The 18,821-nt window shown below is 41.2% G+C and carries 12 protein-coding genes; 7 read left to right on the top strand and 5 right to left on the bottom strand.

Going from position 1 to position 18,821, the window contains the following annotated elements; all coding sequences use genetic code 11:
- Positions 1 to 18 precede the first annotated feature (18 nt).
- On the bottom strand, positions 19 to 1,281 hold the full coding sequence (locus K7A41_RS04955; protein WP_265712834.1) for a cytochrome c3 family protein: 1,263 nt from the start codon (positions 1,279 to 1,281) through the stop codon (positions 19 to 21).
- 375 nt (positions 1,282 to 1,656) lie between these two features.
- On the opposite strand from K7A41_RS04955, the gene K7A41_RS04950 reads away from it, so the two are divergent.
- Complete coding sequence (locus tag K7A41_RS04950; RefSeq protein ID WP_416221945.1) at positions 1,657 to 2,088, top strand: methionine-R-sulfoxide reductase; 432 nt, start codon at positions 1,657 to 1,659, stop codon at positions 2,086 to 2,088.
- Here K7A41_RS04950 and K7A41_RS04945 read toward each other — a convergent pair.
- Positions 2,078 to 3,088, bottom strand: a complete 1,011-nt coding sequence (locus tag K7A41_RS04945; protein WP_028072505.1) for a LacI family DNA-binding transcriptional regulator — start codon at positions 3,086 to 3,088, stop codon at positions 2,078 to 2,080. The genes K7A41_RS04950 and K7A41_RS04945 overlap by 11 nt on opposite strands.
- Positions 3,089 to 3,231: 143 nt before the next feature.
- On the opposite strand from K7A41_RS04945, the gene K7A41_RS04940 reads away from it, so the two are divergent.
- Together K7A41_RS04940 and K7A41_RS04935 are read left to right on the top strand one after the other, a co-directional pair.
- On the top strand, positions 3,232 to 5,514 hold the full coding sequence (locus K7A41_RS04940) for a GH92 family glycosyl hydrolase (protein ID WP_265712833.1): 2,283 nt from the start codon (positions 3,232 to 3,234) through the stop codon (positions 5,512 to 5,514).
- 73 nt (positions 5,515 to 5,587) lie between these two features.
- Positions 5,588 to 5,914, top strand: a complete 327-nt coding sequence (locus tag K7A41_RS04935) for a DUF493 domain-containing protein (protein ID WP_051607384.1) — start codon at positions 5,588 to 5,590, stop codon at positions 5,912 to 5,914.
- A 231-nt stretch (positions 5,915 to 6,145) separates the two neighbouring features.
- On the opposite strand, the gene pnp is transcribed toward K7A41_RS04935, so the two are convergent.
- From pnp to K7A41_RS04920, 3 genes are all read right to left on the bottom strand, one after another.
- Positions 6,146 to 8,332: a polyribonucleotide nucleotidyltransferase gene (gene pnp, locus K7A41_RS04930; protein WP_028072502.1), complete on the bottom strand. Its 2,187-nt coding sequence runs from the start codon at positions 8,330 to 8,332 to the stop codon at positions 6,146 to 6,148.
- Between the two features lie 852 nt (positions 8,333 to 9,184).
- Positions 9,185 to 9,463, bottom strand: coding sequence for a 30S ribosomal protein S15 (gene rpsO, locus K7A41_RS04925; protein ID WP_028072500.1), 279 nt, complete (start codon positions 9,461 to 9,463; stop codon positions 9,185 to 9,187).
- A gap of 94 nt (positions 9,464 to 9,557) precedes the next feature.
- A complete protein-coding gene (locus K7A41_RS04920) occupies positions 9,558 to 10,772 on the bottom strand; it encodes an acyltransferase family protein (RefSeq protein ID WP_265712832.1) in 1,215 nt (404 codons plus the stop codon).
- 357 nt (positions 10,773 to 11,129) lie between these two features.
- Between K7A41_RS04920 and K7A41_RS04915 the strand changes: the two genes are divergently transcribed.
- From K7A41_RS04915 to K7A41_RS04900, 4 genes are all read left to right on the top strand, one after another.
- Entirely contained in the window at positions 11,130 to 12,296 is a 1,167-nt protein-coding gene (locus K7A41_RS04915) for an ROK family protein (RefSeq protein WP_265712831.1), read from the top strand.
- A 21-nt stretch (positions 12,297 to 12,317) separates the two neighbouring features.
- Positions 12,318 to 15,428: a SusC/RagA family TonB-linked outer membrane protein gene (locus K7A41_RS04910; protein WP_265712830.1), complete on the top strand. Its 3,111-nt coding sequence runs from the start codon at positions 12,318 to 12,320 to the stop codon at positions 15,426 to 15,428.
- Positions 15,429 to 15,439: 11 nt separating this feature from the next.
- Positions 15,440 to 17,329: a SusD/RagB family nutrient-binding outer membrane lipoprotein gene (locus K7A41_RS04905; protein ID WP_265712829.1), complete on the top strand. Its 1,890-nt coding sequence runs from the start codon at positions 15,440 to 15,442 to the stop codon at positions 17,327 to 17,329.
- 328 nt (positions 17,330 to 17,657) lie between these two features.
- Positions 17,658 to 18,821, top strand: a complete 1,164-nt coding sequence (locus K7A41_RS04900; RefSeq protein WP_265712828.1) for an ROK family transcriptional regulator — start codon at positions 17,658 to 17,660, stop codon at positions 18,819 to 18,821.

Here is an 18,821-nt window from a genome sequence, read left to right as displayed (position 1 = left end):
GCGTATTTCAAATAATTATTAATAGTGACATTTACCACACTCAAGACCACCGATCATGGCTGCAGTCATTTTTTCACCTTTCTTAATTCTCTCGTGAGCTTTGATCAAATCTTCATAATATTTGTTATCCGATTTGATATCTGTCTTCTTGTGACAATCCACACACCATTTCATAGTCAATGGAGAGTATTGATACACTTCTTCCATATTCTGGATCGGACCGTGACAAGTCTGACACTCTACTCCTGCCACCACAACGTGTTGTGAGTGGTTAAAGTAAGCAAAGTCAGGCAAGTTGTGGATACGGATCCATTGAATTGGCTTTGGATTGTTACCGTAAGTACGCGTTTCAGGATCCCAGTCCAATGCACGGTAGATCTTCGCAATTTCTGGAGAAATTTCCCCATCATAATGCTCAGAAGCCGTAATGGTATTGTGACAGTTCATACATACGTTGGCCGATGGAATCGAAGCGTTTTTCGACTTATATGCACCACCGTGACAGTACTGACACTCAATTTTATTGACACCAGCGTGAATTTGGTGCGAGAACTTAATCGGCTGAACAGGTTTATACCCTTCGTGAACACCAACGTTCCACATCGTTTTCCAACCACCTACAGCTAATAATGCAACCAGCATCAACACCGTGAATCCAACTAACTTTTTGTTTTTAACAAATGCTTTCGCAAACTTCACAAAACGCTGACTATCTTCCGGCTCTTGTTGAGCTTCGATAGCAGCCTGATTTTTAGCAATTACATTTTCTAAGGTACGGATCACACGATTCAACACCACGATAACCACAACCGCCAAAACAACAACTGCGATCAAGCCCAGGATCATGAACGTTGAAGCATTATCATCTTTCGCAGCAGCACCAGCAGCACCTGCCTCTTTTGGTTTTTCGACAGACGCATCTTTAATGTATGCGATCACCGATTTAATTTGGTCATCAGACAAATCCGTAAACGAAGTCATCACCGACTTGTTATACTCTTCGAAGATCTTAATTGCTTCAGCATCGCCAGAGGCAATTAATGCCTGAGAGTTACGGATCCATTTGATCAACCATTCTTCAGACTTTGTATCCGGAACTCCTTTCAAAGCAGGCCCAACTACTTTTCTGTCAATGGCGTGACAGGATGTACACTTAGATTTGAAGATTTTTTCACCTTCCTTGACATCTTGCGCATGCAACGTCGTAACGGCAAATAATAGCATCAAACTCGTTGACACCACCCTCGCAAGGCTTCCCAAAACGGATGAGATAGTTCTCATATTTAGCACTTTATACTATTTATTTGTGAATGTAAAAAATTAAATCCCATGGTTAAAGGAGCCACTACCCCCCTAACAATGCCACAAAAGTATGATTTATTAACAAATCGCTGACAATTTTGTGACCTTTAATATCAATTTATAATCATTCTAAACAATTAATTTAAAACAGCCACAAAATCGATTATTTTCCTTACTAAAGTAGTATTACAGCTACAACTTTTCATCGGCTATCCATTCAAAATTAAGACATTTTCATGACAATCTAAAATGAGTAATTCAGATAGCTTTCAGGGCTAGTGAAGCGGCCTTGTTTGCATAAATTTTCCGTATCTTTACAGGTAAGGAGCACAGGTCACCTGCATGCCGGATGTGATGTCTCGCAGCAGTTTTCGCGCTCCAGGCAGCATAATAATTAAAAAGGTCATGGAAACAAACAGAAAGTACAACACGCTGAGCAAAGAAGAAGAGTATGTCATCGTTCACAAAGGAACAGAGCGTCCATTTACTGGGGCGTTATTGGACAATAAAGCGAAGGGCACTTATATATGTCGGCGCTGTGACAGCCCGCTCTACCGGTCGGAGTCAAAGTTTGAATCTGGTTGCGGGTGGCCGAGTTTTGACGACGAAATCCCCGGAGCCATCACGCGTGAGACGGATGCTGATGGACGGCGGACCGAGATCCTCTGCAGCACATGTGGCGCCCACCTCGGTCATGTTTTTAATGGCGAAGGGTTCACCGCAAAAAACACACGTCATTGCGTGAACTCCATTTCGATGAAATTCGTAGCTGACCCTATGCCGTAAGTTTGGGTTTGGTCGATTCGCGGATTTTCAGTTCGCAGGGCAACACCATCTTGCGTGTTGCTTTTATTTTACCCTGCAGACGCAGCAAAAGGATATTGATCAGGTTTTCCGCAATCTCTTTGATCGGCTGGGAAACCACCGTAATAGATGGCTCGAGCAATTTAAATACAGTATGGTCGTCGAAGGCAATCATCGCCGGCATGGCAAAACCATAGCTTTTAGAAGCCTTCAGTCCAGAGATCGCCAGATAGTTGGTCGAAAATAAAACGGCATCCAAACGGTTCTCGCAGATAAAATCTCGCAGGGACTCCATGGCCTCTTCATCCGAAGCGTCCATTTGCACCTTCTGGATGAAGCTCTGCTGTTTGTTGTTATCCATGGCCTTCAGATAGCCTTCAGAACGTTCCTTCATCTGTGTCTGGTCTGAATATAGCGACACAAAGCCAATACGCTTGTATCCCTGCTGGCAGAGGTGGTTGCTGGCATCAAAAGCTCCCTGAAAATTGTCCGCGCCCACATAGTCGGTTTCCAGCGACGGAAAATAACGGTCAAAGAGCACCACTGGAATATTATTTTGCTGCAGCTGCTTCACCGTGTCTTCCAGACCGTCTGATGGCGTGATAATAAAGCCATCGACCTGGCGGTCGTAAAACATCTGGATAAGCTCCTTTGCCTTCGCAACATCGTTGTTAGTACTACAGTAAATAATACGGTATCCCTGCTCATACACTTTGCTTTCGATCAGACGTGCGACGTTTCCAAAAAAAGGATTGGAGATATCTTCGATAATCAAACCCAGAATCTTGGTCTTGCCCGTACGCAAACTCTTCGCCAGTTCGTTTGGCTTATACCCTACTTTCTTGACATAGTCCAGTACGCGCTTGGTCAAAGCTTCACTGATACGCTTTTCCTTCGCCTTGTCATTCAAAATAAAAGATACGGTGGTGACAGAAATTCCTAGCGCCTTTGCGATATCACTGATCAGAATACGTTTCTTCATGTAGAGTAGGTTTGTTAAGTTTTTATTTCGAAGATTACTAAAGTAAAAAAATAAAAGACAATTTACCAAAATAATAATAAAATTGCGCTAAAAGGTTTTATTTACTAATTTTAAGCAGTTTCAAATACCCGAAAACAAAACCTATGACAGGAAATAAACTATTAAAAACAGTACTGGGCGCAGTATTTCTACCATTTTGCGTTCAGGCACAGCAAAATTTAACAGCATATGTCAACCCCTTTATCGGGTCGGCGGACCATGGTCACGTCTTTGTCGGGGCCAATGTCCCCCTGGGAGCAGTTCAACTGGGGCCTACTCAGATCCCGCAGGTGTGGGACAAATTCAATGGATGGGACTGGTGTAGCGGTTACAACTATAAAAGCCAGGAAATATTAGGTTTTACACATACCCATCTCAGTGGAACAGGTATCGGCGATCTGAATGATCTGATGATCGTTCCGGCCAACGGAAAACTGCAGCTCACGCCTGCAGAATTCAACAAGATGCATACAGGCTATGGTTCGTCCTTCAAAAAAGAAAAGGAAGTGGCACGTCCGGGCTTTTATAGCGCCTATCTGGAAGACTATCAGGTGCAGGCCAACCTGACTGCTACAGAACGCGTGGGATATCACCAGTACAAATACGATAAAACGGACAATGCGCACATTCTGGTCGACCTTGGCTATCACATCAACTGGGATAAACCGACAGACACTTACATCAAACAGGTCAATGATTCAACCTTTGTAGGTTACCGTTTCTCCACAGGCTGGGCCAGTGATCAGAAACTCTATTTTGCCATCCGGACATCGCAGCCGATACAGAAGGTAAGATTTTTCGACGGTAAAGATGAAAAACTTGGGCAGACCACATTCAAAGGGCAGGCGATCAAAGCAGCGCTTTTCTTTGATGCTGCTAAAAACAGTACCATGGAGCTGAAAGTCGGAATCTCGCCGGTCAGCTCAATCAATGCCCTGAATAATATCGAGGCCGAAACACGCGGCTGGAATTTCGAAAAGGTAAAGCAAGAAGCCAATCAGCGCTGGAATAAAACTTTGAACAAAATCCAGTTTGAAGCAGACAAAGAGACAAAGACCATCTTCTATACCGCGTTATACCACACTTACTTTGCACCGACGATCTTTAACGATGCCAACGGCGATTATATGGGGACCGATAAGCAGGTATACGAAAAACAGGATTTTGTCAATCATACCGTATTCTCGCTGTGGGACACCTACCGTGGGCTGCATCCGCTGATGACAATCCTTGAAGATCGCAAAATCAACCAGGACTTTATCAAAACCATGCTGGCCATTTATCAACAGCAGGGCAAATTGCCCATGTGGCATTTACAGGGAAATGAGACCAATACCATGGTTGGCCTTCCAGCCATACCGGTCATTGCAGATGCGCTGCTCAAAGGGATTATAGATGAAAAAGATTATCCCTTGGTATGGGAAGCGGTCAAAACAACGGCCATGGGCAACGATCATGGTTTAAAATACGCCCGCGATCTGACCTACATCCCTATCGACAGCATGCCAAATGAGTCCGTGGCCTGGGCATTGGAGTACGCCATTGCGGACTTTGGCGCTTATAAAATTGCGGAGAAACTTGGGAAGACAGAAGATGCCATCTACTTCAAAAAGCGTTACAAACTTTATGAGCAATATTTTGATAAGGAAGTCGGCCATTTTGTCGGACGCAAAGCCAATGGTGAGTTCCGCCGCCCCTTTGACCCGTTAATGGCCAAGCACCGTGAAAACGATTACTGCGAAGGCAATGCATGGCAATACACCTGGCTGGTGCCACAGGATGTCAAAGGCCTGATCAGTCTTTTTGGGGGTGAAGAGAAATTTTTAAAGAAACTAGATTACTTCACAACCATGTCGTCAGACCTGGGCGGCGAAGCTTCGCCGGATATCTCTGGTCTAATCGGTCAATATGCGCAAGGCAACGAACCGAACCATCATATCCCCTATCTGTATGCCTACGCGGGCCAGCCATGGAAAGGGGCTGCACTCGCGCGTAAAGCAATGACCGAATTCTACACCAATACACCAGCCGGACTTTGCGGAAATGACGACGTAGGCCAGATGAGTGCCTGGTACGTCTTTTCAGCGATGGGATTCTATCCGTTAAATGCGATGAGTGGCGTCTACGTCTTTGGTTCACCGATGATGGACCATGCCAACATCAATCTTCCAAATGGCAATACCCTGTCTATTAAAGTGAAAAACCAGGGCAAAACAAACACGTACATCAAATCGATCAAATTAGACGGCAAGCCCTATACAAAAACATTTATTACCCATGCTCAATTATTGCAAGGGGGTGATATGGAAATTGAAATGAGTGCAACACCCAATAAGAACTTCGGTAAAAACAAAGCAGACTGGCCCTCGAGCGTAGACAATAATTAACTGAAATATTGTCAGTAAAACCTTCGTGGATTAATATTTGTTAATACCTTAATACATATTAAGGAGAACAACAATGACAGATTACAAAAACATCAATATACAGGACATCCCCGATGGTGGCGATAATCCAAAGGACTTCTATGAAACTTTCAAAGAAAGACTGGAAGACATGGAAACATTTCCTAAAGATTATACATACAAGTTTATCTTACCGAAAGACCAGGATCATTTCAATCAGATTCAGCGAGTATTCGATGATACAGATGCCAAATTTGATTTCAAGGACTCCAAGACAGGTAAGTATACTTCCATCACGGTAACGCTGCCCGTCAAGGATGCCGATCAGGTTATTTACTTCTACAAGGAAGTCGCCAAGATAAAAGGTGTAATTATGTTATAAAAAACAAGAAAGGCTGTCGAATTGACAGCCTTTCTTGTTTTACTTCTCCCCCACTTAACGTAACAAATAGCTCGATCTGACTATCTCATTTAGGCAAATCAACACATCCCTTGTTTTCGAAACTGCAAAGCGAATGGTGACACAAGTATTTTTATCGCTTAACATGCTTATCTTTGATGATACAAAAAAGCCCGCTTTCCAGCGGGCTCTTTCAGTATGTTAAGAAAATACTTATTCTTGACCAGCGCCAGCTATTGGAGCTTCGCCTGGAGTTTTATCCTGCTTTGGTTTTTCTTCTTTTGGAGGACGAGGCAACAATGCTTTCCGGGAAAGCTTCATTTTACCCTGTTTGTCAATATCCAGAAGTTTAACAGTTACTTTATCACCTTCTTTGAAAATACCGTCCATCGTTTCAAAACGTTTCCAGTCAATTTCAGAGATATGCAACAAACCATCTTTACCTGGCATAATTTCCACAAAAGCACCGAAAGGCATGATCGATTTCACTTTACCTTCATAAGTCTCACCTACCTCAGGTTTAGAAGCAATTGCCTTGATACGGCCCACAGCATCGTCAATAGAGGCTTTGTTGTCCGCAAACACCTGAACAACGCCTTTATTGTCCACTTCTTCGATCGAAATCGTGGCACCAGTCTCGCGTTGCATTTCCTGAATGATCTTACCACCCGGACCGATCACAGCACCGATAAACTCTTTATCAATCAGCAACTGAACGATACGTGGCGCATGCGGTTTGTAATCCTCACGAGGAGCCGCTATTGTTTTCTTCATTTCACCCAAGATATGTAGACGGGCTTCTTTTGCCTGATCTAGAGCTTGTGTCAACACCTCCCATTTCAGACCATTGATTTTCAAGTCCATCTGGCAGGCAACGATACCTTTTTCAGTACCGGTTACTTTAAAGTCCATGTCTCCCAAATGGTCTTCATCGCCAAGGATATCAGATAGAATAGCGTATTTACCGGTTTTTTCGTCAGAGATCAATCCCATAGCGATACCCGAAACAGGAGCTTTTAATTTCACACCAGCATCCAAAAGCGCCAAGGTACCGGCACATACTGTTGCCATTGACGATGAGCCATTGGATTCTAAGATATCAGAAACAACACGGATCGTGTAAGGATTTTCAGAATCAGAAGGCAATACCTGCTTCAACGAACGCATGGCCAGGTTACCATGACCAACTTCACGACGGCCGGGCCCTCTATTCGGTCTCACTTCACCTGTAGAAAATGCGGGGAAGTTGTAGTGCAGAATAAATCTGTTATATCCATTGATAAACGCGCCATCAATCATCTGCTCATCATCCTTGGCACCCAAAGTGACCGATGTCAATGATTGCGTTTCACCACGGGTAAATAGAGCCGAACCATGTGCTGCTGGCAGATAATCCACCTCAGACCAGATCGGACGCACTGTGCGTACATCGCGGCCATCCAAACGGATACCTTCATTCAGGACCAGGTTACGAACAGCATCGTATTGTACGTCGTGGAAATATTTTTTGAACAGAAATTCGGTATCCTCGTCCAGCTCTTCAGGCATCGTCGCTCTATATTCTTCTGCAATTTTTGCGAAGCTCTCCGAACGCTCATGTTTCGCCGAAGCTGATTTGGCAACCGCATATACTTTGTCATAGGTAGCAGCGTAAATCGCCTCTCTCAATTCGAGATTTTCAGGCTCGTGGTTGTACTCACGTTTTACGGTCTTTCCAACCAAGTTGGCCAGTTCCACCTGAGCCGCAATCTGCTTTTTGATCGCTTGGTGTGCAAAGGCGATTGCTTCGACCATTTCAGCTTCCGAAATCTCTTTTGCCTCACCTTCTACCATACCGATATCTTGCGCAGATCCAGCAACGATAAATTCTAAAGTAGCCTTTTCAAGCTCGGACAATTTCGGATTGATCACCAGCTGGCCATCAATCTTAGCGACACGAACTTCTGAGATGGGACCATTAAATGGAATATCGGAAACTGCAATGGCAGCTGAGGCTGCCAGTCCGGCCAATGCATCCGGCATGATCTCTTTGTCTGCCGAGATCAAACTGATCTGAACTTGAGTTTCGGCGTGGTAATTCTCGGGGAACAATGGACGCAATGCGCGGTCTACTAAACGGGAGATCAATACCTCATAGTCGGATAATCTCGCTTCGCGACGTAAGAAACCACCCGGGATTCGGCCTGTCGCCGCATATTTTTCTTGATAGTCTACTGAAAGTGGCAAAAAGTCCACACCAGATTTTGCTTCTTTGGCTGAAACGACTGTCGCCAGCAACATCGTATTGCCCTGTTTTAATACTACGGCGCCATCAGCCTGTTTAGCCAACTTGCCTGTAGACAATTCGATCTGGGTGCCATTACCCATATCGATGGTCGTTTTAATTTCGTTGTAATTCATTTAATCTTATTTGTGACATGCTTTTCATCTTTTGGCAGCATGCCGATATTTTAAATACATTAGATTTCAGCACAAAGGTAAATTAAAATATTAAGATTAATGCAATTAACAGCAGGCGAAATTACGCAAATACCAGCACTTCTTCACATTTGCCTTCTAAGCCGCAGGGTCAACGCATAAAAAAGATTATCCTAAATAAACCTTAGGTTGAATAATCGATTCTATGGTACCTCTATAGTACCCCCCTTTCTGTTCCCACCGAATCCGTTATACATTTTCCAAGTAATGCAGGACGACATATAACATTTCGCGGCGTTTAAGCTCCAGTGCAATGAGTTTCAGCAAGAATATTTTTGTTACGCAAACGTAGGTTCTCTCTTTCAATTTTAGAGGTGAAGCAAACGAAGATCAGATGAGTATCAAACTCTGCCTTTTAATAGTGTTTGTTCAGTGTTTGTTCAGTGCTTGCTCAGTGATTACTCAGTACAGACTGTATAAACATTGACTAAATACTGTCTAAAAATTGATTAAAAAATGTCATTAGGCAAAACTTGATACTAAGATGTTTCCGTTTTAATGCTTATCTTGATTATCTATTTTCTAATCAGTTAGTTATGATAATCATCAAAAATGGCTGACACCAGATCTTATGATGCCTTCTTAATCCTCGATAACACAGTAAATAATGAGGTTGAATATCCATTTTTGACGAACAACTCTAAAAACAGCTTGATAGCTGGCAAACAAGGTATTATTATTCCGGGAAATGGAAAGGAAGCGACCTATGAAGTACATACAAACAAAAAAAAGCCATCCAGAATCTGGATGGCTTTCAAAATTTTTATCAAAAGCTTATTTTATGATATCACGCAAGCCTAAAGCTTTGATGATAGCACGGTATCTTTCAATATCAGTTTTGTACAAATAAGCCAACAAAGAACGACGTTTACCTACTAGTTTTTGTAGGGCACGTTGCGTACCGAAGTCTTTTCTGTTTTTTTTCAAATGCTCAGTTAAGTGAGCAATTCTTTTTGTAAATAAAGCAACTTGACCTTCAGCAGATCCAGTGTTGGTAGCTGATCCAGCAAATTCTGCGAAGATATCAGCTTTGTACTCTTTACTTAAATACATCTCTTGAATAATATTAAAGCGTTTAAAAATTTATTAATTGCGTGCAAAGGTAGCAAAAACTTTGGGATTATCAAATTAAATTGGCAGCTGAACATCACACCTTCACATATATCTTCTTCTTATCCAACGCATAACAGATAACCCACATCAATACCAGAAAGCACAATGAATACACGAACGAGCCGATTTCGGGAATACCCGGGATTTTGGCACAGACATATTTATAAAACCAGCCAAAAGCATCTATATAACGCGCAGTGCCATCATCTTTTGTCCCATCGGGAATACGGAACAACCCGAGCAGGCGTGGCAAAATACCACTCAGCACAAATATAAACAGTGGGTTCTTACCAAAAACATCAAAAAATTGTGTCAGCTTATTTTTTACGCCCTGCACCTCAATAAACCAGATCATGGCGCCAATGGTCATTATTGCCAGACCTGTTGTATAGAGGACATAAGAACTGGTCCATATTTTTTTATTGATCGGGAAGCCCAAAGCCCACACCCATGCCACAACAAGCAGGATAAATCCCGTCACAGACATACCAGAAAGCAGTTTGAAATGCGATTCATTCGAAGCGGGCACCTTCGGCCACAGCCAATCCACCTGACCCTGTTTTTTTATGAACACCCCCACCAGATAACCAAATGCGACCTGCACCACAACTGGTAGGGTACTCATCAGCCCTTCGGGATCGAATGGCACCCCCTCTCCCTTATACACATGTGGTAATCCAAGAATAGCAATATCGTATTTAGTACCAAACCATCCTTCCAGGCTATAAGGATCAGCTCCACCAGCCAATGCGCAGATCGCCCAGTACAGCAATAGAATAATAGTGGATATCGTGATAATTGCCTTCTCTTTAAAATAATAGGCTAGTATGGAAGCAAAACAATATGCGATGGCAATACGCTGCAATACACCGAGAATACGGATACCACGGCTCGGATCCAGTGGATCTACCCAGTGTTTAAAGACCAGTTCAGCTCCCTCCCATTTGACAAAAGGCCACCAATTGATAAAAAGTCCTATCGCAAAGATCAACACGGTGCGCTTAAGCACTTTTTTCCAGAAAACCGCCGGCCCTGCTTCCTGCAGCCGCGGAATCACAAAGGACATGGCATTGCCAACCGCAAATAAAAAGAAAGGGAAAACCAGATCTGTTGGCGAGCAGCCATGCCAGGCTGCATGTTTAAGCGGTGTAAACATGTGCGCCCATGTCCCGGGATTATTCACCATAATCATCAGTGCTACAGTAGCTCCACGAAAAACATCCAAGGAATAATAGCGTTGTTTTATCATAAATTAAGTGATTAGTGAGTAAATATAAGATATTTAAAATACATTTTTATGCAAAATATTTTAATACAACAGCACAATAACGCTAACCCTATCCGTTTCTGTTCCATCAAATGAAGTGAGTATCCTGACCATTTACACCCCCTACATATGCCATACAGGGATTATTGATTTAAAGATTACCTGCACACAGTGGACATTGATAGATTTCGATAATTTTGTTACAATCCCCATATCTTTACCTCTATAAACAATAAAAAAACAATACTTTTTAAATATGTTTAAAAAGTATTTGCAACTTGATTTTATTTTAATATATCTTTAACAAAAGTTTAACCAACTTTATGAACATTGAGACCAATGGAAAAAGAAATTTTAAAAAGCCTTTATTTTGATGCAACCCTCTCGATTGCGGAGCTCGTAAAAAAGCTAACGAAAAGCACGCCCTCCGTTACAAAGGCTATTAACCGTCTGTTGGATGAGAAAATTATTATTGAATGTGGTTTCGCGGAGTCGACAGGTGGAAGACGGCCTATTCAATTTGCGCTCAACCCCGATCTAGATTTTTACATACTAACTATTTCAGCGGATCAATACTTTTCTACATTTACACTAACAAATTTAAGCCATGTCGTTATAGCGGAATTCCGGGACGTTCCCCTAGAATTGAAGGGCAGCAATTCTTCGAACCAACTCTTGTCTGAAATAGAAAATATTTTAGCTTCTTCTTCCATACATATAGATCGATTAATTGGTATTGGCCTAAGTATGCCCGGTTTCGTCAATTCAGAACTGGGAGTCAACGAATCGTACCCTGTCCAGCACCCACTTTATAAAATCAAAAAAAATATAGAGAAAAAATATGGGGTACCTACCGTAATCGAGAACGACTCCCGCTGCATTGCACTTGCCGAAAAAGAATTTGGTCTCGCAAAAAATATCAAAAATTCGCTGATCATTAACTTAAACTGGGGCGTCGGATTAGGAATCATTATTAATGGAGTCGTATTTAAAGGAGAATCGGGATTTGCGGGAGAATTTAGTCATATTCCTCTCTCCGACAATAATACCCTTTGCTCCTGCGGGAAACGGGGATGCCTGGAAGTCGAAGCCTCGCTCAATGCTGCTATTAGAAATACGGAAAACGATATAGCAAACAATGAATATTCAATCTATAGTACGTTTGTAAAAAGTAATCTAAATAAGATCGATGCACTGATTGAGTCGACCAATGCAGGAGATCAAATCGTCATCAACAACCTTGGAAAGATAGGGTACATGCTAGGAAAAGGCATCTCCACTTTAATTCATATACTAAATCCAAAACAGATAATTATCAGTGGCAGAGGTGCCGAATTCGGACGCATACTAAATCCACAGATACAGATTGCAATCAATGAATTCTGCATCCCCGACATTGCAAAAACTACACAGATACAGATGTCTGAATTGAATAAGCAAGCACAAATAAAGGGCACTGCTGCTATAGTGGTCGAAAGCCATATCAACAGTATCCTAACTAAATAATTATTAACAAAAAACTAAACAATGAGTCTATTCTACAAAAAAACAGCTGGTTTAGCGTTATGCACTCTCTTCAGTGCATCTTCACTATTTGCACAGCAGGGCATTTCTGGAACAGTTTCAGATGCCCATGGGCCAATCGCGGGGGCAACCGTTTCTGTCAAAGGAACAAATAGGGCTACTCAATCAAACGCGAATGGGACATTTAGTATCCAAGCGGCACAGGGGGAAACACTACGCATTTCCTTGGTGGGTTACAAAGCACAAGAAATTGTGGTCGGTGCAACTAAAACGATTAATATAACATTGACAAACGATGAGTCCACTTTAGGAGAGGTCGTTGTTACGGCGATGGGCGTAAAGCGCGAAAAGAGAAGTCTCGGCTATTCTTTTCAAGACATACAAGGCAGCGCCCTTACTGATGCCCGAGAAAACAATATTGCTAATGCGCTTGCAGGTAAAGTATCCAGTCTTCAAGTTATAAAAGGGTCAAACGGTCCTTCCTCATCGTCTAAGATTATTCTCCGTGGATTTAACTCCATTACTGGTGATAACCAGCCTTTGATTGTCGTCGACGGAGTACCAATGGACAACTTCGCGGGAGCCAAAAATAACGACTTTTGGAACCCAAGCGCAGATATGGGAAGTGGACTGGGAGATCTCAACCCAGAAGATATCGAAAGCATGTCTGTATTAAAAGGAGGAGCAGCGTCCGCTCTTTATGGTTCAAGGGCTTCAAACGGGGTTATCTTAATTACTACTAAAAGTGGTAAAGTTAAAGATGGTGTAGGGATCTCCTATTCTACTATCACCGGTATAGAAAATATTTTTATGACACCTAAGCTGCAAAGTGATTTTTCACAAGGCGATGGTGGCGTCTACGGTAAGCTAGCCACCGGTTCCTGGGGTGAAAAAATAGCTGGACAAGAAGTAGAACTATGGGATGGCACAAAAACAAACCTGAAAGCCTATGATAATATTGGCAATTTTTTTAGAACAGGATTCAATACAACACAAAACATCAACTTTCAACAGGCAGTTTCTGAAAAAGTCAATGTTTATTCCTCTGCCACGTATTTACACGACAACAGCAAATCACCAGGCCAAAAACTAAATCGTCTAAATTTGATAAACAGAGTAAGCGCTAAATTTGGTCAACGCAATCAGTGGAGTACTGATGTAAAAGTTCAATATATGCGTAACATGGCCTATAACCGGGCTGTTGGCGGTGTCAATGCCGGCAACTACTACTCTCAATTACTAACATTTCCAAGAAGCTTAGATATTACCCAGTTTAAATCCGGAATGGATGAACTCGGTGTAAAACAAACATGGTATTTAGAAGATTCTGGAATCAATCCATATTGGGCAGCACATAATAAATTAAGTCGTGATACCCGCGATAGATATTTAATGAATGCGACCGTGAAATATGATTTCAATGACTGGCTAAGCGCGGATATCCGTGTAGGATCAGACAACTATTCTACTAAATATGAAGATAAGACCTACACCGGTTCACATATAAACAACTCTTATGGCACCGGTACAGATAAGTTCTATGAAAATAATTACATCATAAGCCTGCAAGCTAGGAAGGATAACCTGTTCGGTAAATGGGGCGGTAGCGCTGCACTCTACGGCCAGATAATGGACAGAAACCGTACTTCATTGAGCGCCAGCGCGGGAAATTTAAGGGTACCCAACCTATTTACAATTGGAAATAATATTGGTAACCCAAGTATCACAGAAAGTATTAATAGAAAACAAATCAACTCTATTTATGGAAATATTGATATCAACTATGATAATATTTGGTATATCAGTTTAACCGGTAGAAACGATTGGACCTCTACTTTGCATCCTAACCATAATAGCTATTTCTATCCTTCAATAAGCACATCCTTCGTATTATCAGATTTGATCAACAAATCTGGACGTATGCCATCATGGTTCAATTTCGCTAAGGTAAGAGCATCATATGCTAGAACAGGAAGAGATATGGATGCCTATCAGCTATACAATACGTATATTATCGGTAATGACCCCAATAACAATACTACGGCTTCCAAAAGAGATGTCCTTTATGATGAAAATGTTGTCAATGAATTGCAAAAATCAATTGAGGTGGGTTTAGAAACCAGGTTTTTCAGTAACCGCATTGGATTAGATTTAACGTACTACAAAAACAATTCAACAAACCAATTGATCGATATACCAATGAACAACCTCTCAGGATATAGAGCTTTTAAAGCGAACGCAGGGAATATTCTAAATGAAGGCTTTGAAATTACTTTAAATGCTGATATAATTAAACACGAGAATTTTAGATGGAATTTAAACGCAAACGTCTCTAGAAACTTTAATAAAATTCTCGAACTACATCCTGAATCTAAACGCATGACGTTAGGAGGATATGACAATTTCACCATATATGCCGCAGAAAACGAAAGATATGGCGCTATTTTTGGAACCAAATTTCTACGTGTGGAAGACTCAAACAGCCCCTATAATGGGCAACTTATCCTAAGCGGAACAGGCTTACCACAGGCAAAATCCAATGAAGCCGAGTTTTTGGGCGATCAGACCGCTCGAGCACTCGCGGGTTTAACCAACTCCTTTACTTATAAAAATTTTGGTTTAAGCTTCCAAATCGATGGCAGATTTGGCGGAAAGTTTTTCTCCGGGACGCAACGCGCATTGCAGGCAAGCGGTTCTTCGGCAGAAACCGTTGTCAATGGCAATCGTGACAAATTCGTCGTGGACGGAGTCATACTAAAAGATGGTGTTTATGAGAAAAGCAACATTGAGGTAACCCCTCAAGATTATTGGACAACTGTATCCGGAGCTAGTGGCAACTTGGGTATCACTGAACAAAATCTTTATAACGCAACTAATATTAGGATAAGAAATCTACAGTTAAATTACGCGATACCTAAAAACGTTTTAAAATCAACCATTGTTAAAAATGCTAAAATAGGTGTGTCTGTTAATAACTTAGTTATGCTAAAAAGTTATGCAAATGGTGTAGATCCTGAATCTACATATGCAATGAGTTCAAATGCCGTAGGATTTGAAAACCTATCATTTCCTACCTCACGTTCTTATTTTCTTAACTTATCGATTGGCTTCTAATCTGTATTATCATGAAAAATATATTATCAAAAATAGCGCTAGCAATACTGATCGGAAGCGCAACTATCTCTTGTACAAAACTTGAAGATATCAATATTGATCAAACTGCTGCAAATGACCAGCAAGTGAAACCAGAATACTTTTTAAATAATTCTATTATTGGCGCTCAACAGGACCCTGGATTAGCCGAACGTTTGTTCATTTATTCCTGGAAAACGGCTGCACACCAACAATACTTTAACTTCATCAATATCGGACAGCAAAGTGACGAATTCAACTCTCTTTATTGGTCTAGCATCTCAAGCTGGTTAAACAATGCCAACGCTGCCATTGAAATTGCTGACAAAAAAACACAAAATGGAACGGCTGCGAGCTACAATGGAAACATGATTCAGGTGGCAAGAATATGGAGAGCTTACCTGTTAAGCGAACTGAGCGATAATTTTGGGCCAATCCCAACAAAAGGTTTCCAAGGAGTCAATCCCGAGTTCGACTCCGTTAAAGATGTCTACTATTATCTATTGGCAGAATTAAAAGATGCGCAAGCGAAGATTGACCCGTCAGTCAGCAACTCAGGTATAGAAAACTATGATGCTGCCTACGGTTTTAAATGGGAAAATTGGATTCGCTATGCAAATTCAATGCGAATGCGTTTAGCAATGCGTTTATCAGAAGTAGATGCAAATAAAGCAAAAGCCGAGTTTGAAGACGCTGTCAAAACCAATAAGTACATTGAGATTGCGGCCCAAAATTTCGGTATCCAAGAAAAAGATGGTTGGGATCCATTGACTGGTGTGATGAGCCGCTCATGGAATACACAGTTGCTTTCTGCTACTTTGAACAATATTTTTATAGGATTGGGAGGCATCAAAACTGCGGAACAATTTACCGAAGCTGACGTTTTAAATAAAATTAAAAATGAAGATGATTTTGGTATCCGTTACCTAGACAACTTCTCGACAATGTCCAATGACCCCAGTCAAGGATATTATTTAGATGGTATTCCAAATAAAATGGACCCTCGCGCTTTCAAAGCATTTTTCATTCCTGGACATACTTCAGACCCCGAGTATTGGTCAGCAGCTAGTATTCAGGACGCAGAGATCAAAAAGCCGGACGGTGCCACTTTAAAATTCAAAACCTCATACACCTGGAACGCCTTTAGCGCTGGAACATGGGGAGCAAAGTCATCCAACATCGTTCTTAGAGGCCAAAACGGCAGAATCCCAGGCATGATTAATAAGTTCAGAACTAGCACGCAAAAAAGACTTTTCTTCGCATCATGGGAAAGCTACTTTCTGATTGCTGAAGCAGCATTAAGAGGTTGGAATACTCCTATGTCGGACAAAATTGCCTACGAAAAAGGGATCTCAGAAAACTTTGCTTATTGGGATGTTTCTTCTTATCTCACTGAATATTTAGCGTCAGAGAATTATAACCGGGTCGGAACTTCGGTAAAATATGATCATACGACCGAACCTCCCGCAATGTTTACTGTCAAATTCAAAGATGGATATACAAATGTAGCAGGTACTGCCAACATCAAATATCCAGATAACACCATCTATAAAAACGGTACGGTAAAGAACGATAAACTTACAAAAATTATTACGCAAAAATATATTGCATCATTTCCTTATCTATGCCTTGAAGCTTGGAATGACCACCGCCGCTTAGGACTTCCTTTCTTTGAGAACCCAGCAGTTGAAACAGCTATTGCTACAATGCCCCAACTTACAAATGCAAATTATATGAAAAATCAAATTGACTTTTTTCCACAGCGAACAAGTTATCCTTCGTCATTTAGAAATGCTGACCAAGCCAACTATAACAAAGCTGTTTCTCTATTGGGAGGTACAGACGGTGTATTTACACCAATTTGGTGGGCAAAACAAAAATAACAATGTTGTACAAATAAATTACTTAAGCCGGCTTAATGCCGGCTTTTCACTTTCTAACACTAACATTAACTATCTCACTTTTGTTACAATTTCTTTTCCTTTGCAGGCCAATACAGCCACCTTACCGATTTTCTAAGGTGATTTTAAGATTTCTTTTTAAAAATTTTAAAAAGAATTTTGAACTTAATAGAATAACTATATATCTTTAATACAGAAAACAAGCGTAAAGTCGATTTGATATTTGAGACTATTGCACACTAACTGGTAAGATTGATACCATTTTTAAACTGAAAACTCGAATAATTACTTATTGAAGTTGAACCAAATTATGGTCGTTGATATTTTAAGAAATTTATATTACAAGCCAATGCAACCGATTGCAGAAATCGCAAGTGCATTGTCGCGAAGTATACCTTCTGTTACGAAACAAGTAAGTGAGTTGATCACCAAAAATATTGTTATGGAGAAGGGCTACGCAGCATCTACTGGTGGCAGGAAGGCTATCCAATATATGTTAAATGAGGATTTAGACTTTACTATCATTAGTGTTTCCATTGATCAATTTTACACTTCAATAGCTTTATCTGACCTTAAAGGCGAAGTATTCTCAGCGGAAAATAACATTCCTATCGACCTGACGGAGACAAATGCTTCTGCGCGAATCTTAGATGCAATAGATAGCTTTATAACGGCCAATCAACCTGATCTGATACGCGTTATAGGAATCGGCATCAGCATGCCTGGTTTTGTCAATTCTGAGACCGGATTGAACGAATCGTATAGTGATGAGTCGCCCCTATATAATATTAAGGAACAAGTCGAGCTCAAATTCACCATTCCTACCGTCATAGATAATGATTCTCGTTGCGTAGCTTGGGCTGAAAAGAAATTTGGGGATGCACGAGAATCGGATCATTCATTAGTTATTAATTTAAATTGGGGAGTTGGCTTAGGCATCCTTATTAACGATGATATATTTAAAGGCACGTCGGGTTTTGCAGGTGAGTTTAGCCATATTCCCCTTTCCGAAACGCTCACCTTATGTTCCTGTGGGAAGCGCGGTTGTCTGGAAGTAGAGGCGTCCATTAGTGCAGCCATTCGTAATATTCAAACTGATATTCAAAGAGGCGAATATTCGATATACGAAAAATTAGAGAAAGAACATGTTAATCAAGTCGAAGCTTTGATAAAAGCTGCACAAATCGGAGATCAGGTTGCCATAAATAATATCGGAAAAATCGGCTATCTACTGGGAAAAGGGATATCAACCTTGATCCATATTTTAAATCCCCACAAAATCATCATCAGTGGTCGCGGGGCTGAAATTGGTCATATTCTAACTCCACATGTACAAGTCGCGATCAATGAATATAGCATCCCAAAAATTGCAAAGAAAACAACACTTAGCATCTCCAATCTACACAAAAACGCACAGCAAATGGGAACCACAGCCTTAGTCATAGAAAAATTTATTGAAAGGATCATCAACTAA

Source organism: Sphingobacterium sp. InxBP1, from assembly GCF_026191775.1.
Classification (GTDB): domain Bacteria; phylum Bacteroidota; class Bacteroidia; order Sphingobacteriales; family Sphingobacteriaceae; genus Sphingobacterium; species Sphingobacterium thalpophilum.
Note: the sequence above shows the minus strand (reverse complement) of the source record. Positions and strands in the feature narration are given on the sequence as shown.